This window comes from Pseudomonas sp. R1-7, assembly GCF_051132105.1.
GTDB lineage: Bacteria > Pseudomonadota > Gammaproteobacteria > Pseudomonadales > Pseudomonadaceae > Aquipseudomonas.
Map to the genome: position 1 here is coordinate 2,880,893 of NZ_CP071661.1, position 20,303 is coordinate 2,901,195.

The window sequence follows — 20,303 nt, forward strand, 5'->3', positions numbered from 1 at the left end:
GGGCCAAGCCCTGTCACAGAACCGTCATTCACCACCCCTAGCGTGCCCTCCCAGTTGCCGGGCCGTTGCCTGGCGGATTTTCTGATTCCTGGGGAGGACCACCATGCAGCACCGTACCAGCACCGCCGGGCTCGTCGGTTTTACGCTCACCGCCTTGGCGATCGCCGTGGCCAGCGAGCGTTTGAGCGCTGCCGAGCCATCGGCCACCGAGCACGTCGAGGTAGTCGGCCAGGCCGCCAGTATCGATCAGGCCCTCAAGGAGCAACGCAGCGCCGACAGCATCAAGAGTGTGGTGCACGCCGACGGCGTGGCACAGCTGCCGGATGAGAACGTCGCCGAAGCGGTACAGCGCCTTCCGGGCATCAGCGTCGAACGCGACCAGGGCGAAGGCCGCTTCGTCAGCGTGCGCGGGCTGGGGCCGGACCTCAACAGCGTGACCATCAATGGCACGCTGGTGCCCGCCCCGGAAAGTGAGCGCCGCGCGGTTGCCCTCGACGTGTTGCCCTCGGAACTGGTGCAGTCGCTGTCGGTGATCAAGACCCTGACGCCGGACATGGACGCCAACTCACTGGGCGGTACGGTGGACGTCAAGAGCCTCTCGGCTTTCGATCATGAGGGCCTGTTCTACACCGGCAGCAGCGAAGCCAGCTATGACAAGAACACGGCCCAGACCAGCCCGAAATTCTCCGGTGCCATCAGCGATCGTTTCAGCCTGGGCGACGGCATCGACAACTTCGGCGTCGCCGCCGCGCTGAGCTGGCAGAAGCGTGACTTCGGTTCGGACAACGTCGAAACCGGCGGCGCCTGGGACTTCGAGCAAGGCTCACGACTCGAAGAGTTCGAGCAGCGCGACTATGACATCCGCCGCGAGCGTGCCGGTGGCGGGCTGAATTTCGACTACAAGCCTGATGACTTCAGTAGCTATTACCTGCGCACGCTGTACAGCCGCTACAAGGACAGCGAAACCCGCAACGCCGCCAGTATTGCCTTCGACGACCCGCAAGCACCGGGCGAGATCGGGCCTGCGGAGGCTGAGCGCAAACTCAAGCAGCGCGAAGAGACCCAGGAAATCCAATCCTATGTCCTGGGTGGCGAGCGCCTGTTCGGTCTCTGGACTCTAAGTGGCCAGGCCGGCTACAGCGAGTCCAGCGAGGACAGTCCCGGCCACATCGCCGGCGCTACGTTCCAGGGCATCGATGGCATTGACGGTGGTTTCTACGACAGTGACAAGCCGCGGCCGATCGTTGGCCCAGGCTTCTACGATCCGGCCAACTTCAGCCTCGACAAGGTGGACTGGGAACGGCAGAAAACCACCGACACCGAGAAGAACCTGCGCTTGGACCTGGCCCGCGACTACGACGTGAAAGGCTATGCATCCCAAGTGAAATTCGGCGGCAAGATCAGCCGGCGCGACAAGGACAACGATCTGGACGCCTGGGTGTACGAGGATTTCGATGACCTTGGCTTCACCGACGAGCAACTCAATCTTGGCCAGTTCCAGAAGGGCAACGTCGACTACCGCCTGGGCCGGTTCGGCCCTGGAATCAGCGCCAGTGCCATCAAGCAATTGCTGGGAGGCCTCGATCGCGACGAGTTTTTCGACGAGCAGGAGTCGCGGGTCAACGACTTCAAGATGAGCGAAGACATCAACGCCGCGTACGTGATGAACACTGTCGACATCGACGACTGGCGCTTCATTGCCGGCATGCGCTACGAAGGCACCGAGTTCGAGGCCAAGGGCACCGGCGCCACCGACGGAGTCTTCACCGACACCGATACCCGACGCCAATACCACCATTGGCTGCCCGGCCTGCACGCACGTTATCAGTTGGACAAGAATACCCAGGTGCGTGCGGCCTGGACCAAGTCCGTGGTGCGGCCAACCTTTGGCCAACTGGCGCCGGGTTTTGTCATCGACGATGACGAGGCCACCTTCGGCAACCCGGACCTCAAGCCCCTGGAATCGAGCAACCTGGACCTGGGCATCGAACACTTCATGGGCCGCGCCGGCACCGTCTCGGCTTTCGTGTTCTACAAGGACATCCAGAACTTCGTCTACAACACCGACCTGGCCGGCACCGGTGCCTGGACCGATTTCGCCGAAGCCCACAGCTTCGCCAACGGCGACAGCGCCAAGCTGTATGGCCTGGAATTGGCTTATTCGCAAAAATTCGATTGGCTGCCGGCGCCGTGGAACGGCCTGCTGCTGGGTGGCAACGCGACGTTCAGCCGATCCGATGCGCAAATCGAAGGGTTCGACCAGGCCAGTGGCACCCAGCGCAAGCGCAGCATCGACCTGCCAAACCAGTCGGACACGGTCGGCAACCTCATGTTGGGTTGGGAAAACGACAAGCTCAGCCTGCGCCTGTCGGCCAACTACAAATCGGCCTACTTGTACGAATTGGCCTCCATCAGCGACCGCGACCATGACCTGTATGTCGACGCCCAGACGTTCGTCGACTTCAGCGCGCGCTATTCGCTGACCAAGAACCTGCAAGTCAGCCTGGAAGCCCAGAACCTCACTGACGAGCCTTACTTCGTCTACACCGGCCACCGTTCCTACAACGGCCAATACGAGGAATACGGTCCGACCTACAAACTGGGGCTGACGTTTACCCATTTCTGAATAGACCCCGATCCCCTGTGGCGAGCATTTCGATTCTGGTTCCATGACAAGGATTTTTCCGTTGAACACAAAGCTGTCTTTACCCAAGCATTACTTGCTGGCAATGATCGCCTGCCTGCTGGCCAGCCACGCACAGGCCGCTCCGAGCCTGAAGTTGCAACCCTGGGCACAGAACCTGTCGGCGAACGCGGTGGCGTTCCTGCCTGGCGAGGCCGCCACCGGGCGGTTGTTGTCCGGACGTGATGGATTGCTGTTGCTCGATGACCAAGGGCGCGAACTGGCGCGTTTCAACGGCGCATTCGATGGCCTGGATACCCGCGCCCTTGGCGCAAATGTGCTGGTGACCAGCCTCGACAGCAGTCGTCAACAAGCGTTGCTGGTCAGCCTGGATCCGCAGAAGCGCCAGTGGGGCACACCGCTGTATCTGCCGACGCGGGATTTTCCGGTGAACGGCCTGTGCCTGTACCGGGACGAGGCGAGCAATCTGTTCGTCTTCCTGGTGGGTGAAGAAGGCCGGGGCGAGCAGTGGCTGGTGGGCCGTGGCGAGCAACTCAGCGAGACCGCGCAACGGGTGCGTGGCCTGCCGCTGCCGCCGGATGCCACGACGTGCCAGGTCCAGGACGACGCCAACCAATTGTTCGTCAATGAAGAAGGGGTGGGTTGGTGGGCCTATCCGGCCTCATCCGAGGCCGAGTCCGTGCGGGTGCCCGTGGCGATGCGGGCACCGTTCGGTGACATCCGCCACGTGGCCGGCGCGATGGCTGTGTTGCCTGGGGGCTTGCTCGGGTTGGACCCGCAAGCGGGGCAGTTGAATGTGTACCAGCAGCAAGGCCAGGCCTGGGTTGCCAAGGGCGGCCTGCCGCTAACAGGCCTGAAGGAGCCGGAAAGCCTCGCCGTGCGCCTGACCAAAACCGGCGCCCAGCTGCTGCTGCGTGACGATGACAACGGCCGTCTCTACCAAGGCGACATCAATTGGCAGCCCACGCCGGTGCCGTTGGCGCCGAGGTTGCCCAACGTCGCCGCCATCGCCCAAAGCGAGCCGGTGGCCCGCCAAGGCGATGCGGCGGATGACCCGGCCATTTGGGTCCACCCGACCGCGCCCGCCATGAGCCGGGTACTGGGCACCAACAAGAAACAAGGCCTGCTGGTTTACGACCTGCAGGGCAAGTTGCTGCAAGAGCTGCCGGTGGGGCGCCTCAACAATGTCGATGTGCGCAGCGGCGTCAAGCTGGGTTCGCAAACCGTCGACCTGGCCGTCGCCAGCAACCGGGACCGCAACAGCCTGAGCCTGTTCAGCATCGATCGCGCCAGCGGTGAGTTGCGCGAAGCCGGGGAGATCCCAGCGTCGCTCAAGGAAATCTACGGGATCTGCCTGTTCCATCCTGACAGCGGCGAGTTGTATGCCTTCGCCAACGGCAAGGATGGGCAATACCTGCAGTATCGCTTGCACGATGCGGACGGCTCGATCAAGGGCGAGTTGGTGCGTCAGTTCAGTGTCGACAGCCAACCTGAAGGCTGTGTGGCCGACGATCAGCGCCAACGCTTGTTTCTCGGCGAAGAAGACGTCGGCGTCTGGACCGTCGATGCCCGTGCCGACCAACCGGCCACGTTGGGCAGCGTGATCAAGGTCGGTGCGCAACTGCACGCTGACGTCGAAGGCATCGCCTTGTACCAAAGCGCCGACAACGATTACCTGGTGATCTCCAGCCAGGGCAACGACAGCTACGTGGTGCTCGATGCCCAGGCGCCTTACGCCGTGCGCGGAGCCTTCAGGGTCGGGTTGAACGCGGCGGCGAACATCGACGGGGCTTCGGAAACCGACGGCCTGGAAGTGGTTTCGGCCAATCTCGGGGGGGCTTGGAACCGAGGCATGCTGGTGGTCCAGGACGGGCGCAAGCGCATGCCCGAGCAAGCCCAGAATTTCAAGTTCGTGCCCTGGGCCGACGTGGCGAAAGCGCTAGGCCTGCCTTGAGGGGCGCCGTCATCAACCGGTCACGAACATTTCATGCAATAGCAGCCCGACAGGAGTTCAACCCATGCAAGCCACACTGGAACACATGACGATCTGGGGCTTGATCAGCGACGCGAGCCTGCTGGTCAAGGGGGTCATGCTCACGCTGTTATTGGCCTCGTTGCTGAGCTGGTACCTGATCATCCAGCGCAGCACTGTGCTGCAGCGCAGCGAGCGCCAATTCAACGGTTTCCTCCAGCGCTTTCGCAGCAGCGCTGATTTGCTGCCGCTGTACCGCGAAACCGCCCAGGCGCGCGCGGAGGACGGCGGCGTGCTGCCGGTTTTCCACGCCGGTTACCAGGCGTTCATCCAACTGAACCTGCCTTCGGGCAGCCCAGCGGTGGTGCTAGAAGGCGTCGAACGCTCGCTTTACGTGGCTATCAGCGAACAAGAGATCCAGCTGGAAAAGGGCCTGCAGTTCCTGGCCACTGTCGGCTCGGTCAGCCCTTACATCGGCCTGTTCGGCACCGTCTGGGGAATCATGAACGCCTTCCTGGGATTGTCCCAGGTGCAACAGGCCAGCCTTTCCACCGTGGCACCGGGCATCGCCGAAGCCTTGATCGCCACGGCCATCGGTCTGTTTGCCGCGATCCCGGCGGTGGTTGCCTATAACCGCCTGGCTGCGCGCGGGCAGACGCTGCTGACCCGTTATTACGCCTTTGGCAACGAGTTGCAGGCGCGCTTGCATCACAAGCTGCACGGCGCCTCGGTGAATCTGGCGACGGCCGCGTGAAGGGAGAGGGCAGATGTTAGTCAAGCCGCAACGCAAGCACGGGCCCAAGGCCGAAATGAATGTGGTGCCTTACATCGACGTCATGCTCGTGTTGCTGGTGATCTTCATGGTCACGGCGCCGATGCTGACTCAAGGCGTGAAAATCGAGCTGCCCAAGGTCGCCAGCGAAGCCTTGGCCAACGACAGCCGGCAGCGGATCCTCACTTTGTCGGTGAAAGCCGAGGGCGGTTACTACTGGAACCTCGGCGGTGAGCTGGACACTCGCCAGCAGACCGACAGCGCGGTGGACCTGGAGGAGCTGCGCGTGAAGGTGGCGCAGGTCGTCGCCGAGCACCACGATACCCAGGTCTACATCCGGGCCGATGGTCACGCCGATTACGCCCGGGTCGTCGCCGCCATGGCGGCCTTGCAGCAGGGCGGGGTGAGTAACCTGGGATTGGTGACCGAGGCTGAACGATGACGGCGATGATCATGCACGGTTCGTCCATGGGGTGGCCGGTGCCGGGCCGCGAGGGCTTCTGGAGAAATGGCCTGGCGGCGGGCGGTGCCGTGGCGTTGCACGCCGCCGTTATCGTCATGCTGGCCGCGGGTTGGACAGTGGAGAAACCGGCCGTCGAGGCGCCTCGGGTATTGCGTACGCAACTGGTCATCCTGCCTCCGGCCCCGGCTCCTCAGGCGCCCGCACCCGTGGCGGCTGTCACGCCGCAACCGGTCGAAGCGCCTGCGCCGCGGGTCGAGGCTCCACGCCCCAAGCCGGTCGAGACAACGCCTGATCCGCAGCTCCAGGCAAAGAAGCTGGAGCAGGCAGCCGTAGCTCGCAAACGGGTCGAGGAACGCAAGCGCGAGCAACAGGCCGATGAGCAACGGCAGCGCCAGGAAAGTGAACGTCGTCGGCGCGAAGCCGAGCAGCAGGCTGTCGAACAGCAGGCTGCGGAACAACAGCGCCAGGCCCAACAGGCCGAAGCGCTCGCCCAGCAACGTCGTGCCGAACAGGCGCGCCTGGCCGCCGAAAGCCGCAGTTATCTGCCCCTGAGCAAAGAGGCACCGGACTATCCGCAACGGGCGTTGGACAAAGGGCTGGAAGGTGATTGCACCGTGGAATACAGCGTGACGCCGGATGGACGGATCGAGAACCCGAAGGTACTCGATGGCTGCCACCCCTTATTCATCCGGCCGTCGCTGGCGGCCGCCCAGACATTCCGTTACCAGCCGCGGATCGTCGACGGCAGGGCGGTTACGGTGCCGGCGGTAAGGAATACATTCCACTACCGAATCAAATAGTCTGGCGGGCATCGGCGGTGGGCCGGTGCTGGCGCAACAACTCGATTTGTTGGGCGGGAACCAAGGTGCGCAACGATTTATAAAGCGCCCGGGTCTCCAGCAGGTTCCAGACGCGCAACATGGTTTCCAGCGCATCGAGGGGCTTGCTGATGAAGTCCCTTGCGCCGAGCGCCAGGGCCCGCAGCCGGGTGTCGCGGGTGGCGTCGGCGGTCAAGACCAGGATCGGCAGGTAGTCATTGGCCGGGATCCGCCGGTTGAGTTGCTCCAGCACCGCGAAGCCGTCGAACGCAGGCATGTGCAGGTCCAGGATGACCAGGTCCGGCTCGAAACTGTTGAACAGGTCCAGGGTGCGCAGCGGTTCGGTGCTGCTCAGCACATTGTGCAGCCCTTCGCGGGCCAGCAGTTGTTCCATCAGGTCCAGGTTGGGGCGCTGATCGTCAATGATCAGGATGCGCAAATCGCGATTCATGCAGGCTCCGGTAAATAACGTTCCAGGTGCCCAAGAAAGGCCTGGATATGAATGGGTTTGGTCAGGATCGCCGTGGCGCCTGCGTCGCGCAGGGCGCGGTGGGTCAGGTCGCTGGCATCGGCGGTGATCATCAGCACCGGTGTCGACGCCGTGGCTGGGGATTGGCGCAGGCGGCGAAGAACTTCCAGGCCTTCCAGGTCAGGCAAGGTCACGTCCAGCAAGATCAACTGTGGCGTGTGCTGGCGAGCCAGGTCGAGGCCCATCTGGCCTTGCATGCTCGACAACAGCTGAATGCCCGGACGGCGCTGCATCAGGGTTTCGATCAGGGCCAGGCTCGACAGGTTGTCTTCGATGCACAGCACCTTGGCGTCGAACTCGGTGCGTGGACGCGCCACTTCCAGTGCAACCATCGGCGGCAAATGAGACCCGGACACGTGGGCGCAGGGCAGTTGGAGGGTGAAGCAACAGCCTTGTCCCGGATCACTGCGCACTTGCAGGTGGCCTTGCATCATCTCCAGCAGGCTCTTGCTCAGGGAAAGTCCGAGTCCGGTGCCTTCGACCTGGGGATCGGCGCCAAGGCGTTCAAATGGTTTGAACAGTTGGCCCAACAGCTCGGGGGCGATGCCGTGCCCGGTGTCGCTGATGGCGATGCTGACGTGGGGAGTTTCGACGGTAACCTCGATGCGCACCTCGCCGCCCGGTTGGTTGTATTTGATGGCGTTGGACAGCAGGTTCAACAATACCTGGACCAGGCGTTGGCGGTCGGCAAGCACGCCGCTGCCGTCGGGCAGCAAGGGAAGCTCGGCCAAGTGGATACCGGCGTCGGCGGCCATTGGCGATACCAGGGTCAAGGCTTCGTGCAGCACCGCCGGCAGTCCGATCGGTTCGATGTTCAGCGGCAGGCGGCCTGCTTCGATCCGGGCGATGTCGAGCACCTCGTTGATCAACGCCAGCAAGTGCTGGCCCGCCCGAAGGATGTGACTGACCTGCGGGCGCTGGCCGGCGATGGAATCCATGTCCAGCAGTTGCGCGAAGCCCAGGATGGAGTTCAACGGTGTACGCAGTTCGTGGCTCATGCGTGACAGGAACTCACTCTTGGCGCGACTGGCGCTTTCGGCTTCCTCGCGGGCCGTGCGAAGGGCTATCTCGGCGGCACGCCGGTCGGTAATGTCGCGGGTGATCTTCGAGAAGCCGCGCAGGGCGCCGGTGCCGTCGTATTGGGCGGTGATCACCACGCTGGCCCAGAAGCGACTGCCGTCCTTGCGGCATCGCCAGCCTTCTTCCATGTAGTGACCGTCGCGGGTGGCCTCGAGCAGGGCCATGTCCGGGTGCGCGGGGCATTCTTCAGGAAGGTAGAAAAGCGAGAAATGGCGGCCAAGCACTTCCTGTTCGGTATAGCCCTTGATCCGTTCGGCGCCGACATTCCATGTGATGATGTGGCCTTGGGCGTCCAGGGCGAAAATCCCATAGTCCTTCACGCCGTCGATGATCAGTCGCAGGCGTTCTTCGTTATCGCGCAAGGCTCGCTCGCGCTCGGCCAGCAACTGCCCGGCCTCCACCAGGCGCGTGCCCAGTTGGCCGATTTCATCGCGCTCCGGCGGTTGTGGCAGCAACGGTTGGCCCAACGCCAGGCGCTGGGCGTTGCCTTGCACCTTCTGGACCCGGGCAACGATGCCCTTGGACAGGAACAGCACCGCGACGATGGCGCCAAACAGCCCGCACACCGCCGCCAGCAGGGTCGCGAACAACAGGCGCATGCGGGTGGCCGAGGCGGCGGCGCTGCGCTCGGCGAGCAGGGCGTCTTCGCGGATGCGCATGGCGCTGATCTGTTCGCGCAACACATCCAGCACCTGTTTGTTTTCGATCAGGATGGCGGTGATGGCCGCGGTGTCATCGCCCTTGCCCGTGCGCAGGGCGACCAGCCCCTTGAGTTTCTCGCCGATCAGCGGCGTGATGGTCTTGAGGCGCTCGCGCATCCTGGCGTCGCGGATGTTGTGATCCAGGCGTTGCAGTGCGGCCTGGATCCTGGGTGTGGCCTGTTCATAGCCAGGCAGGAAATCTTCACGACGGGTCAACAGATAGCCGCGCACGCTGGCGGCCGCTTCGGCCAGCAAGGTGTGCACCGCCTGGATGTCGCCCTGCACCAGCAACACCCGGCGAACATCTTCCTCGGCGCGGGCGGTCTGGCGCTCAGTGATATAGATCAACACCAAGGACAGCAACAGGACCACCAATGGCAGGGAGATCACTACCAATGCCTTGCCGCGCAAGGGCAGGTTGGCCCAACGTCGGGCGGCGAGAAACCTCATGGCCATTGTCCGGAGGGTTGCGCGACCAGCCCCAGGGCGACGCCTCGCACGGCGGCCTGGGTTCGGTCGGCGGCGCCAAGCTTGCCGATGACCCGTTCCACGTGGGCCTTCGCTGTGCCGGGGGCGATGCCGAGTTTTTCGCCGATCTCACGGTTGCTGAACCCACTCGCCACCAGGCCGAGCACCTGGCGTTCGCGGGTTGTCAGCGCCTGGACCTGCGTCGCACCGCTTGCGCCGCGCTCGGCCATGCGCCGCAAGAGGCGGGCGCTGACCGCGCTGTTGAGCGCTTCTTCGCCCTGGGCGACCCGTTTCAGCGCATCGAGCATCTCGGCACGGCTGGCATCCTTGAGCAAATAACCGACGGCACCTGCTCCAATGGCGGCTTCGAGGTGGTCGGGACTGTCGTCCATGGTGAAGATCATCACTTTGATCTGTGGCTGGCGCTGCTTGAGGATGCGCGCAGCACCGAGGCCGTTCAGCACCGGCATGCGAATATCGAGGATGGCGATGTCCGGCTGCAACCGCTCACACAAATCGAGAGCCTCCTGGCCGTCGCACGCCTGGCCGACCACTTCGAACCCCTCGATGCCGGCAAGCATGGAAATGAAACCGGTACGGGTGACTTCGTGGTCATCGGCCAGCAGTAGGCGCACGGGACGGTTCATGAATGTTCTCCTGGGATTGGCAGCGGTACGCTGGCCAACAAGCGGGTGCCACCACCGGGTTCGCTGCGACAGTCCAGATGGCCACCCAGCAGGCTGGCGCGTTCCTGCATGGCTGCCAGGCCCAGGTGGCTGGAGCCATGGCTTTCGATGGGCGGTTCGAGGGCAAATCCACGGCCATCGTCCTCGACCCGCAACGTGGCCCGCCCGTCAGCCACCGCCAAGCCCAGGCACACGTGCCGGGCCTGGGCATGCTTGAGGATATTGTTGATGCCTTCCTGGGCGATGCGGAACAGGGCAATCTCGGCGTTTGCCGACAGCCGCGCGGCACTGTGCCCGGTCCAGTCCACCACCAGCCCGGCGCCGCGCAGGCGATCGGCTTCCTTGTCGATGGCGCTGTACAGGCCGAAGTCGTCCAGTACATGAGGGCGAAGGCCGCCAATCAATTGCCGACTCTCGCCGACGCAGCGCTGGGCCAGGTCGAGGATAGCCTGGAGTTCATTATCCAATGTCGATGGCATTGGCGAGCTGCGTCCGGCAAACCCTTGCAGACGCTGGTGCAGCCCCGCGAGGTTCTGCGCCAGGCCATCATGCAGGTCATACGCCACGCGCTTGCGTTCGTCTTCCTGGGCAGTGAACAGGCGATGGACCAGCTCGGACATCGTCCGCTCCCGTGCTTGCAACGCCTGGAGCAGCCGGCTGTTCTCCAGGTGCGCCGCCAGCAGCGTCGCGAGCAATTGCAGTGACTCGATGTCTTCGTTGTCGGGGGCGCCCAAGGGCACGCTGTTGCCCAGCAGCAGGGCGCCGAACACGATGCCGTCCGCGCCTCGCAACGGCATGCGCAACACCTGCGCGAGGGCTTTCCCCGGGCAGTCCAACCACTGCGGTTCGGGCGCCGAAGGCTGCGCGAGACTGGCCAGCAGGTCGAGTCCATCGCCGCTGCCGTGGCTGGCAACGGTTTGCAGCGTGGTGTCCGGCGTCCACTCCAGCAACAGGCCATGGTCCATGGCGACGAAGGCGCACGCTCGCTGCACCGCACGCTGGCGCATCTGCGTCAATGGAAGGCGGGTCAGCTCATGCCCGGTGCCCAGCAAAAGCCCCAGGCGTGCCGCCCGGCTTTGCGACTGGCGATATTGGCTGCGCATCGCCAGGGCGCTGCCTGGGTCATGGGGTGGGCTTTGCATGGGGAAACTCCAGCGTGGAAGGGCACCGGCCCGTAAGTGATTGGCTTCATTAGACCTTGCGATCGGCACCCAGCCTATCTGCCGAATGGCATAGGCGATCGGCACCGGTTGGCCGATGGCGGGGGCTGAGTGGACCGGCAAAGTGGGGCCATTGAAACCCAAAGGAACGCAACGATGAAAATGAAAACCTGTGCCATTGCCGCTTTTTTCCTGCTGGCCGCGCCATTTGTCCAGGCCGTGGAAACCGTGCCGTTCGTATACCGCACTGTCGCCGAGCAACCGCAAAAGCAGACCGACCGGGAAATTGCGGGGCTGTTCGACCGTTGGAACGCGGCACTGCAAACCGGTAGCGCCAGCGCGGTGACCGCCCTCTACGCGCCGGATGCGATATTGCAACCGACTGTTTCCAACAAGGTGCGCAGCACTCCAGAACAGATCCAGGACTACTTCGTGCACTTCCTGGCAGGCAAGCCGGTCGGCGTGATCAACTACCGGGAGATCCGTCACCTGGGCGCCGACGCGGCGATGGACAGTGGCGTCTACACCTTCACGCTGACCCAGGCCGACGGCTCCAAGCGCGACGTCCAGGCGCGCTACACCTTCCTCTACGAGCGACTCGACGGGCAGTGGAAGATCATCAACCATCACTCGTCGGCCATGCCCGAGGTGCCGAAGACACTTCACGCAAGCCACTGAGATACGCGGCGCCTTGGTGATCCAGGGCGCCGATTTCATACGTAGCTGTATTAAAGCCTTGGAATAGCCTGCGGATATTAATTAGAATCAGTCTCATTAACGACATTCTTGCCCAGGGCTTCTTCACATGCTTGATGCAGCAAAGCCGGCGGAGCACGCCCTCCATGCGTTATACCGCGACCACGGCGGTTGGCTGGAAGGTTGGCTGAGGCGTCGCATGGGCAACGCCTGGGATGCCGCCGACCTGCGCCAGGATACGTTTCTACGGGTGTTGTCCAGCGCCCAGCCGCTGGCTGATTTGCAAGAACCGCGCGCTTATCTGCTGACAGTGGGGAAGCGGCTGTTGAGCAACTTCTATACCCGCCGCAACCTGGAACAAGCCTATCTCGACGCATTGGCGAACCTGCCTGAAGCCTGCATACCGTCTCCGGAGCAGCGTTGGCTGCTGCTGGAAACCCTGCATGCCTTGGATGAGTTGCTCGATGGCCTGCCGCCGCTGGTGCGCAGGGCGTTCTTGTGGAGCCAGCTCGAAGGGCTGGGGTACCGGGAGATCGCCGAGCGCTTGCAGGTGTCCGAGCGCACCGTCAAACGCTACATGGCCCAGGCTTATGAACATTGTCTGTTGGTGGACCTTTGACTCGCCAGGCGCCGACACCCGAGGCCCGCGAAGTCGCCCGCACGGCGGCACGGTGGCTGGCGATGATCGAGTCCGGCGAGGAGGGGGTAGACCACGCTGCGCTGCAACGCTGGCGCGACAGCCACGCCGAGCACGAAGCCGCGTGGCAGAAAGCCCAGCTACTGCGCCAACGATTTGCCGGGGTGCCGCCTTCCTTGGGCATGGCCACCCTCGATCGTCCGCCGCTGGCCCGCCGCGCCGTGCTCAAGCGTGCAGTGGGTGTTGCCGCCCTGGTGCCCACGGCCTGGCTGTTGAGCCACGAATTGCCGCTGGACGTCTGGCGCGCCGACCTGCACACCGCCACCGGCGAGCAGCGCCGCTGGACCTTGGCCGATGGCAGCACCTTGCAATTGAACACCGACAGCGCCGTGGACCTGGATCTCAAGGCCCGCCGCCTGGTACTTGTGCGCGGTGAGATGTCCCTTAAGGTCGCCGGAACCGTGCCTTTGGCAGTGCAAGGCCCGTACGGCGTCATCACGATCAATCGAGGCGAAGCGTGCATTCGCCTGGATGAGCGCACCTGCCATGCTTCGGTGCTGAGCGGCGAGGCGCAGCTAACACCGTTGCGCGGTCCATTGGTGACGTTGGAAGCCGGGCAGCAAATCGATCTGTACGCCACCGGCGCCGGGCCGGTCAGCGGCTTCGATGTCGCACAATTGAGCTGGCGTGACGGCGTGCTCGTCGCGCAGAACCAACCCCTTGGGGATTTCCTGCGTGAGCTGGACCGTTATCGTCCGGGCGTGTTGCGCTGGGACCAAGCCCTGGAATCGCTTCGCGTCACCGGTAGCTTCCGCCTGGACAACACCGATCGCATCCTTGCGCTGCTTTCGGCCAGCCTGCCTTTGGAGGTGCAGATGCGTACTCGCTACTGGGTCACGTTGACGCTACGCAAAAATATCGCCTGAAGCCTGTCCCCTTTTTTTGTCTCGCTTGTCATTCCTGGCAACTGAACAAAAAACGAGAGCGTTCTCCAATGTCCGCAGTCACACCGTTGCATCTACGCCCGGCCATCGCCGGTCGGCGTCCGCTGTTGCGCCATCCCTTGTTGAAGCTGGGCTTGCTGCTGAGCCTGAGCGCCAGTCCGTTTTTGGTAACGCCCAGCCAGGCTGAAGAAAGCGCCCGGCGCAGCTATCAAGTGCCGGCCGGCAGCCTGGGTTCGGCGCTGACCCGCTTCGCCGGGCAGGCGGGGGTCAATCTGTCGGTGGACCCGGCCCTGGTCAGCGGTCGCGACAGCGCCGGGCTCTCCGGCGAGTACGGTGTGCAGGACGGCTTTGCGCGGTTGCTGCAAGGGTCCGGCCTGCTATTGCAGCCCGTCGGGGAGCAGGCGTACATCCTGGTGCCGGCGCCCGAAGGCAGCAGCCTGCAATTGGCCCCTACTTCGATCCTCGGCACCACCGGTTCGGCGGGTGGCGAACCCTATGCGGGTGGCCAGGTCGCCCGGCGTGGCTCCCAGGGGTTGCTCGGTTCGCGGGACTTCATGGAAACGCCGTTCAGCATGACGACCTACACCGGCGAGACGGTGAGGAACCTGCAGGCGCGGACCTTGGGCGACCTGATCGCCAGCGACCCTTCGGTGCGCGCCACCAACCCGGCGGGCGGCCGCTATGAACAATTCACCATCCGGGGGTTGAGCCTGTTCAACAGTGACGTCGCCTATAACGGCCTCTACGGTATCTTGCCGACCTACACGATCGACATGGAAATGGCCGATCGCGTCGATATCCTCAAGGGACCGACCCAGCTCATCAACGGGATTTCGCCGCGTGGCAGCGTCGGCGGGGGGATCAACGTGGTGCCCAAGCGCGCCACCGACCAGCCGATCACGTCGGTGACGGGCAGCTACGCCTCCGACAGCCAACCCGGCGCTGCCGTGGACGTGGGCCGCCGCTTCGGCGAGGACAACCAGTTCGGTGTCCGTTTCAACGGCGTGAAACAGTCCGGCGATACCGATTGGGATCACCAAAGCGTCGACCGCGAGATGGCGGTGCTGGGCCTGGACTTTCGTGGCGAGCGCCTGCGTCTTTCCACCGATATCGGCCACACCGAGCGTGATACCGATGCGCCCCAGGAGCGCGTCCAGGTGGCGGCCGCGGCACCGATTCCCCACGCCAGCGACGTGCGTCGCAACTACGCGCAGCATTGGAGCAAGGCGCGAACCGAAGACACCTTCGGCGCGGTGAACGCCGAGTACGATGTCAGCGACTCCGTCATGCTTTATGGCGGGGCGGGAGCCCGCAAGAGCAATCACGATTTTCTTCGGCACAACGTGTCGGTCAGCAACGCCGCTGGCGACTTCACCGTGTCGCCCCGGGACTTTACCCGGGATGAAAATGTCCGCACCGCCAACGCCGGCGTGCGCAACTGGTTCCACACAGGGCCGGTGAGCCACGAGGTCAACCTGGCCGCCAGCTACTTCTATATGGATTTCGAAAACGGCGGTGCCCGTTACGCCAACGGCCGCAGCAACCTGTACAACCCCGTGCAGACGCCGACGCCGAACGTGCCGACGCGCGCGGATCCGAAGGTCTACACGGAGAACCACTTCAGTGGCGTCGCGCTGTCCGACACCCTGGGTTTTTTCGATGACCGGCTGCTGCTGACCCTAGGCGCCCGTTGGCAGCGTGTGGAGGTGGACGATTGGTCCGATGGCATCAAGGGCCCCACGGCCTATGACGAAGAAAAGGTCTCGCCGTCGGGCGGCATCCTGTTCAAGGCGACCGACAGGCTGTCGCTTTATGCCAACTACATGGAGGGCTTGAGCCAGGGCAAGATCGCGCCAACGTCTGCCGATAACAGTGACGAAATCTTCCCGCCGTTCATCAGTCGCCAGGTCGAAGTCGGCGCCAAGTATGACGCCGGTGCGCTCGCGGTGACCGCCGCGGTGTTCCGGATCAAACAGCCGGCCTATGCCACCGACGCCACGACAAATGTGTTCGGTCCGAACGGCAAACGTGAAAATACCGGTGTGGAATTGAGTGTATTCGGCGAACCGCTCAAAGGCGTGCGCCTGCTCGGTGGCTTGATGTACATCGACAGCGAATTGACCGACACCACCAACCCAGCCTTCGACGGTAACCGGGCGCCGGCGACGCCGGAGTACAACGTCAACCTGGGCGCCGAGTGGGACGTGCCGACGGTGAAGGGGCTGACGCTGACCAGCCGGGGCATTTATTCCAGCTCTCAGTATCTGGATCCGTCCAATACCAAGGAGATCGATTCCTGGGAGCGCTTCGACGTTGGCGCGCGATATGCCTTCAAGGTGGATGACAAGAACATCACGTTGCGCGCCAATATCGAGAACGTTGCGGACAAGCGTTATTGGAGCTCGGCGGGGGCTTCGGATGACAGTGAGCCGGGCCTGACCTTGGCGACCCCTCGCACCTATCTCGTTTCCGCCACTGTCGATTTCTGAGCAGGGTCCAAATACTCCCCGGCTTGGTATTTCCCTCCCTCCGGCATTGCTCCGCGGGCTCACCGCGCAATGCCGGATTTTGACATGTTCCTGTCAGTCACCGGTCACCTTGACGTCAGCGTCCTCCTCCTAGAGTGCAACCACCATCCCGGTCAGGACAGTGGAGTCCACCATGAACATTCAAAACTTCTCGATCGCCAGCTTGCTGGCGGTGATCACGTTGAGCGGTTCGCCCCTGTTCGCCAAAGAACAGACCCAAGCCCCGGCTTACGAATACGGCATGCCACTGGACATCGCCCAGGCCATTCGTATCGAGGAACCGAAATCGACCGTATGCGAGGTCGGGCAAGCAACGATGACCTACGTCGACACGCAGGGGCAACTCCGTAACGTCAGCTTCCTTCAACAGACAGACGCCTGCGCCATTCAATAAGCCCGATCGGGCTGGTGTGCCATCCAAACAAGGAACTCAACCATGTGGAATAGAACAATCACCCCCGCAGGCGGCCTTCTGAAGACTATCAGCCAGCTCATGAGGCTGACCCGAACATTGACGGCCGGTGTCGCGCTGCTCAGTGCAATGAGTATCGAGGCGTCGGGTCGTGTCGCGCCGAAACCCGACTGGTCGGCCAACGACATGCCCTCCCAGAAGGGCCGGATTGTCCTGGTAACCGGCGGCACCAGCGGCATGGGCTATGAGGACGCGCTGGCCTTGGCGCGTGCAGGGGCCGAGGTCATCATCGCCGCGCGCAACCCGGAGCGGGGTGCGGAGGCCATCAAGCGTATTCGCGAGGTCGTTCCCGACGCCAAGTTGCAGTTCGAATCGGTGGACCTGGCCAACCTGTCATCGGTGCGCGGCCTGGCCGAGCGGCTCAACCAGCGGCTGCCGCGCCTGGATGTGCTGATCAACAATGCAGCCATCATGGCACCGCCCGAGCGGGGCACATCCGCCGATGGCTTCGAGCTTCAGCTGGCAACCAACTACCTCGGACACTTCGCGCTGACCGGCCTGCTGGTTCCGCTCCTGCGGCAAAGTGACGATCCTCGGGTGGTGAGCCTTTCCAGCATCGCGGCCACCCGCGGCGCGGTGAATTTCGATGATTTGCAAGCCGAGCAAAAGTACGACCCTTATGCGGCCTACGCCCAATCGAAACTGGCCATCCTGCAATGGTCGTTCGCGCTGCAACGGCGCAGTGACGCGCAGAAGTGGGGTATCCGCAGCATCGCCGCGCATCCCGGCGTGGCCGTCACCGAACTGATCGCCCGCGGGCCGGGGGTCAACAGTGAGTTCGGCCAGCGCTGGGCGAAGGATCGCGATGCCTACCATTCCGCGGCACAAGGGGCACTGCCCACGCTGTATGCGGCCACCGCCGAGCAGGCCGTTGGCGGTGCGTACTACGGCCCGACCGGCGATGACGAAAAACGCGGTCCGCTGGGGTTCGCCAAGACGCCAGCGGCCGCGACCAACGAAGCGGATGCCGAACGGCTCTGGGCCACCTCCGAGCGCTTGACCGGCGTGACCTATCGCTGATCCGAATACGGCGCGGGCTTTCGTCCCGCGCCTATCCTCTGGCCTGTCGCCGTCCCCCTGGAGTTTCCATGAGTACGATTTCCTACTTGCACCGGCTGAGCCTCGCCCTCAACGCCCGCGACGGTGAGCTGCGTCCGGCGCTGTGCGGGTTCCTGCTGTTCCTTTGCCTGTTTACCGGTTACTTCATGCTGCGTCCGATCCGCGAATCGATGGGCATCGCGGCGGGCGTGGAAAACCTGCAATGGCTGTTCACCGCGACCTTCCTGGTCATGCTGGCGGCTGTTCCGTTGTTCGCCTGGCTCAGTTCCCGGGTGCCGCGACTGCGCCTGATCGACTGGGTCTACGGCTTCTTCGGCATCAATTTGCTGATGTTCGTCGAGGTCTTCCAGTTCCTGCCGGACAACGTCTGGCTGGCCCGGGTGTTCTACGTCTGGATATCGGTGTACAACCTGTTCGTCGTGTCAGTGGCCTGGAGCTTGATGGCGGATGTGTTCGACAGTGAGCAGGCCAAGCGCTTGTTTGCGTTCATCGCCGCCGGCGCCAGCGTCGGCGGCCTGCTGGGGCCGGCGCTGAGCGCGCTGTTGATCGATACCTTGGGCGCGTCAGGCTTGATGCTGCTGGCGGCTGTATTGCTCGGCGCCACGCTGGTGTTGAAACGGACCTTGATGAGCTGGCGTGGGCAGGGCGGGGCCGGTCGCCCCGGTGCTGCGCCCACGCAAAGCCCGCGCCAACCCCTGGCCGGCAACCCGTTCAGTGGGATGGTTGCGGTGCTCCGCTCGCCTTATTTGTTGGGAATCGCCGGTTTCGTGGTGTTGTTGGCGACGGTCAGCACCTTTCTCTATTTCGAGCAGGCGCGCCTGGTGGCCGAGCTCTATCCGGACCGCGCATCACAAGTACGCATCTTCAGCACCATCGACATCATCGTGCAGGCCGGAGCGTTGCTGTCCCAGTTATTCATCACCGGCCGGATCGCACCCAGGCTCGGCGTGCGGGCATTGCTGGCCGTCGTCCCGTTGCTGATGTGCATCGGCTTTCTGGGGCTCGCCCTGGCGCCTGGCTTTGCGCTGCTGGCGACGTTGATGATTGTGCGACGGATCGGTGAATACGCGTTCGTGAGGCCGGGCAGGGAAATGCTGTTCGCACCACTGGACGCCGAAAGTAAATACAAGGCCAAGAACTTCATCGACACCGTTGTCTATCGCGCTGGCGACGCCATGAGCGGCTGGGCCAAGAGCCTGCTCGACCAGCTGGGCCAGGGTGCTGGCGTGGCGGCGATAGTGGGGGCGTGCTGCGCGTTGCTCTGGGGTTACCTGGGTTGGCAGCTCGGGCGGCAGGCAGATTATGCCGCTTCACGGGAGCTACGCTTGGCGGCTATCTCGGCCAGGGCATGAAGCACATTCGTTTTCGTCCCGGCGTTGCGCCAGCGACTTGAACGTCTGCCTCGATGCAACCTCTGACAGTAATGCAGGGCGAATGCACTTCGCTCATTTCCGCTCGGAGGATAGGCTTACATGAACATTCTAATGGTCCTTACATCCCACGATCAGTTGGGCGATACCGGCAAGAAAACCGGTTTCTGGCTGGAGGAATTCGCCGCCCCTTACTACGTATTCGTCGACGCCAACGCCGCAGTGACGCTGGCTTCGCCGAAGGGCGGACAGCCGCCCCTGGACCCCAAGAGCGATGAAGAACAGGCCCAGACCGACGCAACGCGGCGCTTCGCCACGGATACCCAGGCCCAGGCGGCACTCGCCAACACCGTGCCGCTGGGCGAAGTCGATCCGTACGATTTCGATGCGGTGTTCTTCCCCGGCGGTCACGGCCCGCTGTGGGACCTTGCCGAAGACACCGATTCCAAGACCCTCATCGAAGCCTTCTATGCCTCGAACAAACCCATCGCCGCAGTCTGCCACGCGCCTGGGGTGTTCAAGAACGTCAACGCACCGGATGGCCAACCGGTGGTGAAGGGTAAAAAGGTGACCGGATTCACCAACTCGGAGGAAGAGGCGGTCGGCTTGACGCAAGTGGTCCCCTTTCTCGTTGAGGACATGCTCAAGGCAAAAGGGGGCGAGTATTCCAAAGGCGCGGACTGGGGAAGTTATATCGTCGAGGATGGGCACCTGATCACCGGTCAGAACCCGGCTTCATCCGAAGCCGCCGCCAATGCGCTGCTCAAGCGGCTGAGGCAGGAACAGAGCATTTGAATCGGGCTTCGTGGGGGCGACCCATGCGTCGCTCCCGGTGGAGGAGAATCAATCATGCAAGACCCTTTCAATCTGGCACGTTTCGTCGAGGCACAGCGCCCGGTATTCAGTCGCGTCATGGACGAATTGCGTGCCGGTCGGAAGCGGAACCACTGGATGTGGTTCATCTTTCCCCAATTGCAGGGGCTTGGCCGTTCCGAAATGGCCAGTCTCTTCGCGATTTCCGGCCTTGCCGAGGCCCGCGCATACCTGCAACACGAGGTGCTCGGGCCCCGGCTCGAGGAAGCCGTGAAAACGGTCTTGCAACACAGCGGTATCAGTGCCGAGCGGATATTCGGCTCGCCCGATGATCTGAAGTTTCGTTCCTGCCTGACGCTATTCAACAGCGCCCAGTCGGGCTCTGCCTTGTATCAACAGGCCCTCGATCAGTTTTATTCGGGGGAGCCGGATCGCAAGACGCTCGATCTGCTTGGCCAGCAGGTGTGAAGCGGCATCCGGTCGGTAAATGA

Annotated in this window: 18 protein-coding genes; 14 read left to right on the plus strand and 4 right to left on the minus strand. The window is 63.4% G+C overall.

The annotated features are described in order from the left end of the window. The first annotated feature begins 103 nt into the window (after positions 1-103). The 5 genes from J3P79_RS12960 (at position 104) to J3P79_RS12980 (ending at position 6,651) form a co-directional block, all read left to right on the plus strand. A complete protein-coding gene (locus J3P79_RS12960; RefSeq protein ID WP_434611135.1) occupies positions 104-2,626 on the plus strand; it encodes a TonB-dependent receptor in 2,523 nt (840 codons plus the stop codon). Positions 2,627-2,729: 103 nt separating this feature from the next. Beyond that, complete coding sequence (locus J3P79_RS12965) at positions 2,730-4,598, plus strand: phytase (RefSeq protein ID WP_434611452.1); 1,869 nt, start codon at positions 2,730-2,732, stop codon at positions 4,596-4,598. A gap of 64 nt (positions 4,599-4,662) precedes the next feature. Beyond that, complete coding sequence (gene tolQ, locus J3P79_RS12970; RefSeq protein WP_434611137.1) at positions 4,663-5,370, plus strand: protein TolQ; 708 nt, start codon at positions 4,663-4,665, stop codon at positions 5,368-5,370. Between the two features lie 13 nt (positions 5,371-5,383). Beyond that, positions 5,384-5,830, plus strand: a complete 447-nt coding sequence (gene tolR / locus J3P79_RS12975; RefSeq protein ID WP_434611140.1) for a protein TolR — start codon at positions 5,384-5,386, stop codon at positions 5,828-5,830. Then, positions 5,827-6,651: a TonB family protein gene (locus J3P79_RS12980; protein ID WP_434611142.1), complete on the plus strand. Its 825-nt coding sequence runs from the start codon at positions 5,827-5,829 to the stop codon at positions 6,649-6,651. Before tolR ends, J3P79_RS12980 begins: the two co-directional genes overlap by 4 nt. On the opposite strand, the gene J3P79_RS12985 is transcribed toward J3P79_RS12980, so the two are convergent. From J3P79_RS12985 to J3P79_RS13000, 4 genes are read right to left on the minus strand one after another with little or no spacing between them, the layout of a single operon-like run. After that, positions 6,644-7,120 (minus strand): response regulator, encoded by a 477-nt coding sequence (locus J3P79_RS12985; protein WP_434611144.1) that lies wholly within the window; start codon positions 7,118-7,120, stop codon positions 6,644-6,646. The genes J3P79_RS12980 and J3P79_RS12985 overlap by 8 nt on opposite strands. Beyond that, positions 7,117-9,429: an ATP-binding protein gene (locus tag J3P79_RS12990; RefSeq protein ID WP_434611146.1), complete on the minus strand. Its 2,313-nt coding sequence runs from the start codon at positions 9,427-9,429 to the stop codon at positions 7,117-7,119. Before J3P79_RS12990 ends, J3P79_RS12985 begins: the two co-directional genes overlap by 4 nt. Then, complete coding sequence (locus tag J3P79_RS12995) at positions 9,426-10,094, minus strand: response regulator (RefSeq protein ID WP_434611149.1); 669 nt, start codon at positions 10,092-10,094, stop codon at positions 9,426-9,428. Before J3P79_RS12995 ends, J3P79_RS12990 begins: the two co-directional genes overlap by 4 nt. Continuing rightward, a complete protein-coding gene (locus J3P79_RS13000) occupies positions 10,091-11,275 on the minus strand; it encodes a sensor histidine kinase (protein WP_434611152.1) in 1,185 nt (394 codons plus the stop codon). Before J3P79_RS13000 ends, J3P79_RS12995 begins: the two co-directional genes overlap by 4 nt. A 174-nt stretch (positions 11,276-11,449) precedes the next feature. Between J3P79_RS13000 and J3P79_RS13005 the strand changes: the two genes are divergently transcribed. The 9 genes from J3P79_RS13005 to J3P79_RS13045 all read left to right on the plus strand — a co-directional run bounded on the left by J3P79_RS13005 (position 11,450) and on the right by J3P79_RS13045 (position 20,280). Next, positions 11,450-11,971, plus strand: coding sequence for an SgcJ/EcaC family oxidoreductase (locus tag J3P79_RS13005; protein WP_434611155.1), 522 nt, complete (start codon positions 11,450-11,452; stop codon positions 11,969-11,971). Between the two features lie 127 nt (positions 11,972-12,098). Continuing rightward, positions 12,099-12,608 carry a sigma-70 family RNA polymerase sigma factor gene (locus J3P79_RS13010; protein ID WP_434611158.1) on the plus strand — a complete coding sequence of 170 codons (510 nt, stop codon included), beginning with the start codon at positions 12,099-12,101 and terminating at the stop codon, positions 12,606-12,608. Beyond that, a complete protein-coding gene (locus J3P79_RS13015) occupies positions 12,605-13,552 on the plus strand; it encodes a FecR domain-containing protein (RefSeq protein WP_434611161.1) in 948 nt (315 codons plus the stop codon). Before J3P79_RS13010 ends, J3P79_RS13015 begins: the two co-directional genes overlap by 4 nt. A gap of 68 nt (positions 13,553-13,620) precedes the next feature. Then, entirely contained in the window at positions 13,621-16,059 is a 2,439-nt protein-coding gene (locus tag J3P79_RS13020) for a TonB-dependent receptor (RefSeq protein ID WP_434611163.1), read from the plus strand. Between the two features lie 172 nt (positions 16,060-16,231). Continuing rightward, positions 16,232-16,492, plus strand: coding sequence for a DUF2790 domain-containing protein (locus J3P79_RS13025; protein ID WP_434611165.1), 261 nt, complete (start codon positions 16,232-16,234; stop codon positions 16,490-16,492). Positions 16,493-16,534: 42 nt separating this feature from the next. Continuing rightward, positions 16,535-17,590, plus strand: a complete 1,056-nt coding sequence (locus J3P79_RS13030; RefSeq protein ID WP_434611167.1) for an oxidoreductase — start codon at positions 16,535-16,537, stop codon at positions 17,588-17,590. 68 nt (positions 17,591-17,658) lie between these two features. Further along, on the plus strand, positions 17,659-18,981 hold the full coding sequence (locus J3P79_RS13035) for an NTP/NDP exchange transporter (RefSeq protein ID WP_434611169.1): 1,323 nt from the start codon (positions 17,659-17,661) through the stop codon (positions 18,979-18,981). 120 nt (positions 18,982-19,101) lie between these two features. Next, complete coding sequence (locus J3P79_RS13040) at positions 19,102-19,794, plus strand: type 1 glutamine amidotransferase domain-containing protein (RefSeq protein ID WP_434611172.1); 693 nt, start codon at positions 19,102-19,104, stop codon at positions 19,792-19,794. Between the two features lie 54 nt (positions 19,795-19,848). Next, the gene (locus tag J3P79_RS13045) at positions 19,849-20,280 is read left to right on the plus strand and encodes a DUF1810 domain-containing protein (protein WP_434611175.1); all 432 of its coding nucleotides are present in this window, start codon (positions 19,849-19,851) and stop codon (positions 20,278-20,280) included. Positions 20,281-20,303 lie beyond the last annotated feature (23 nt).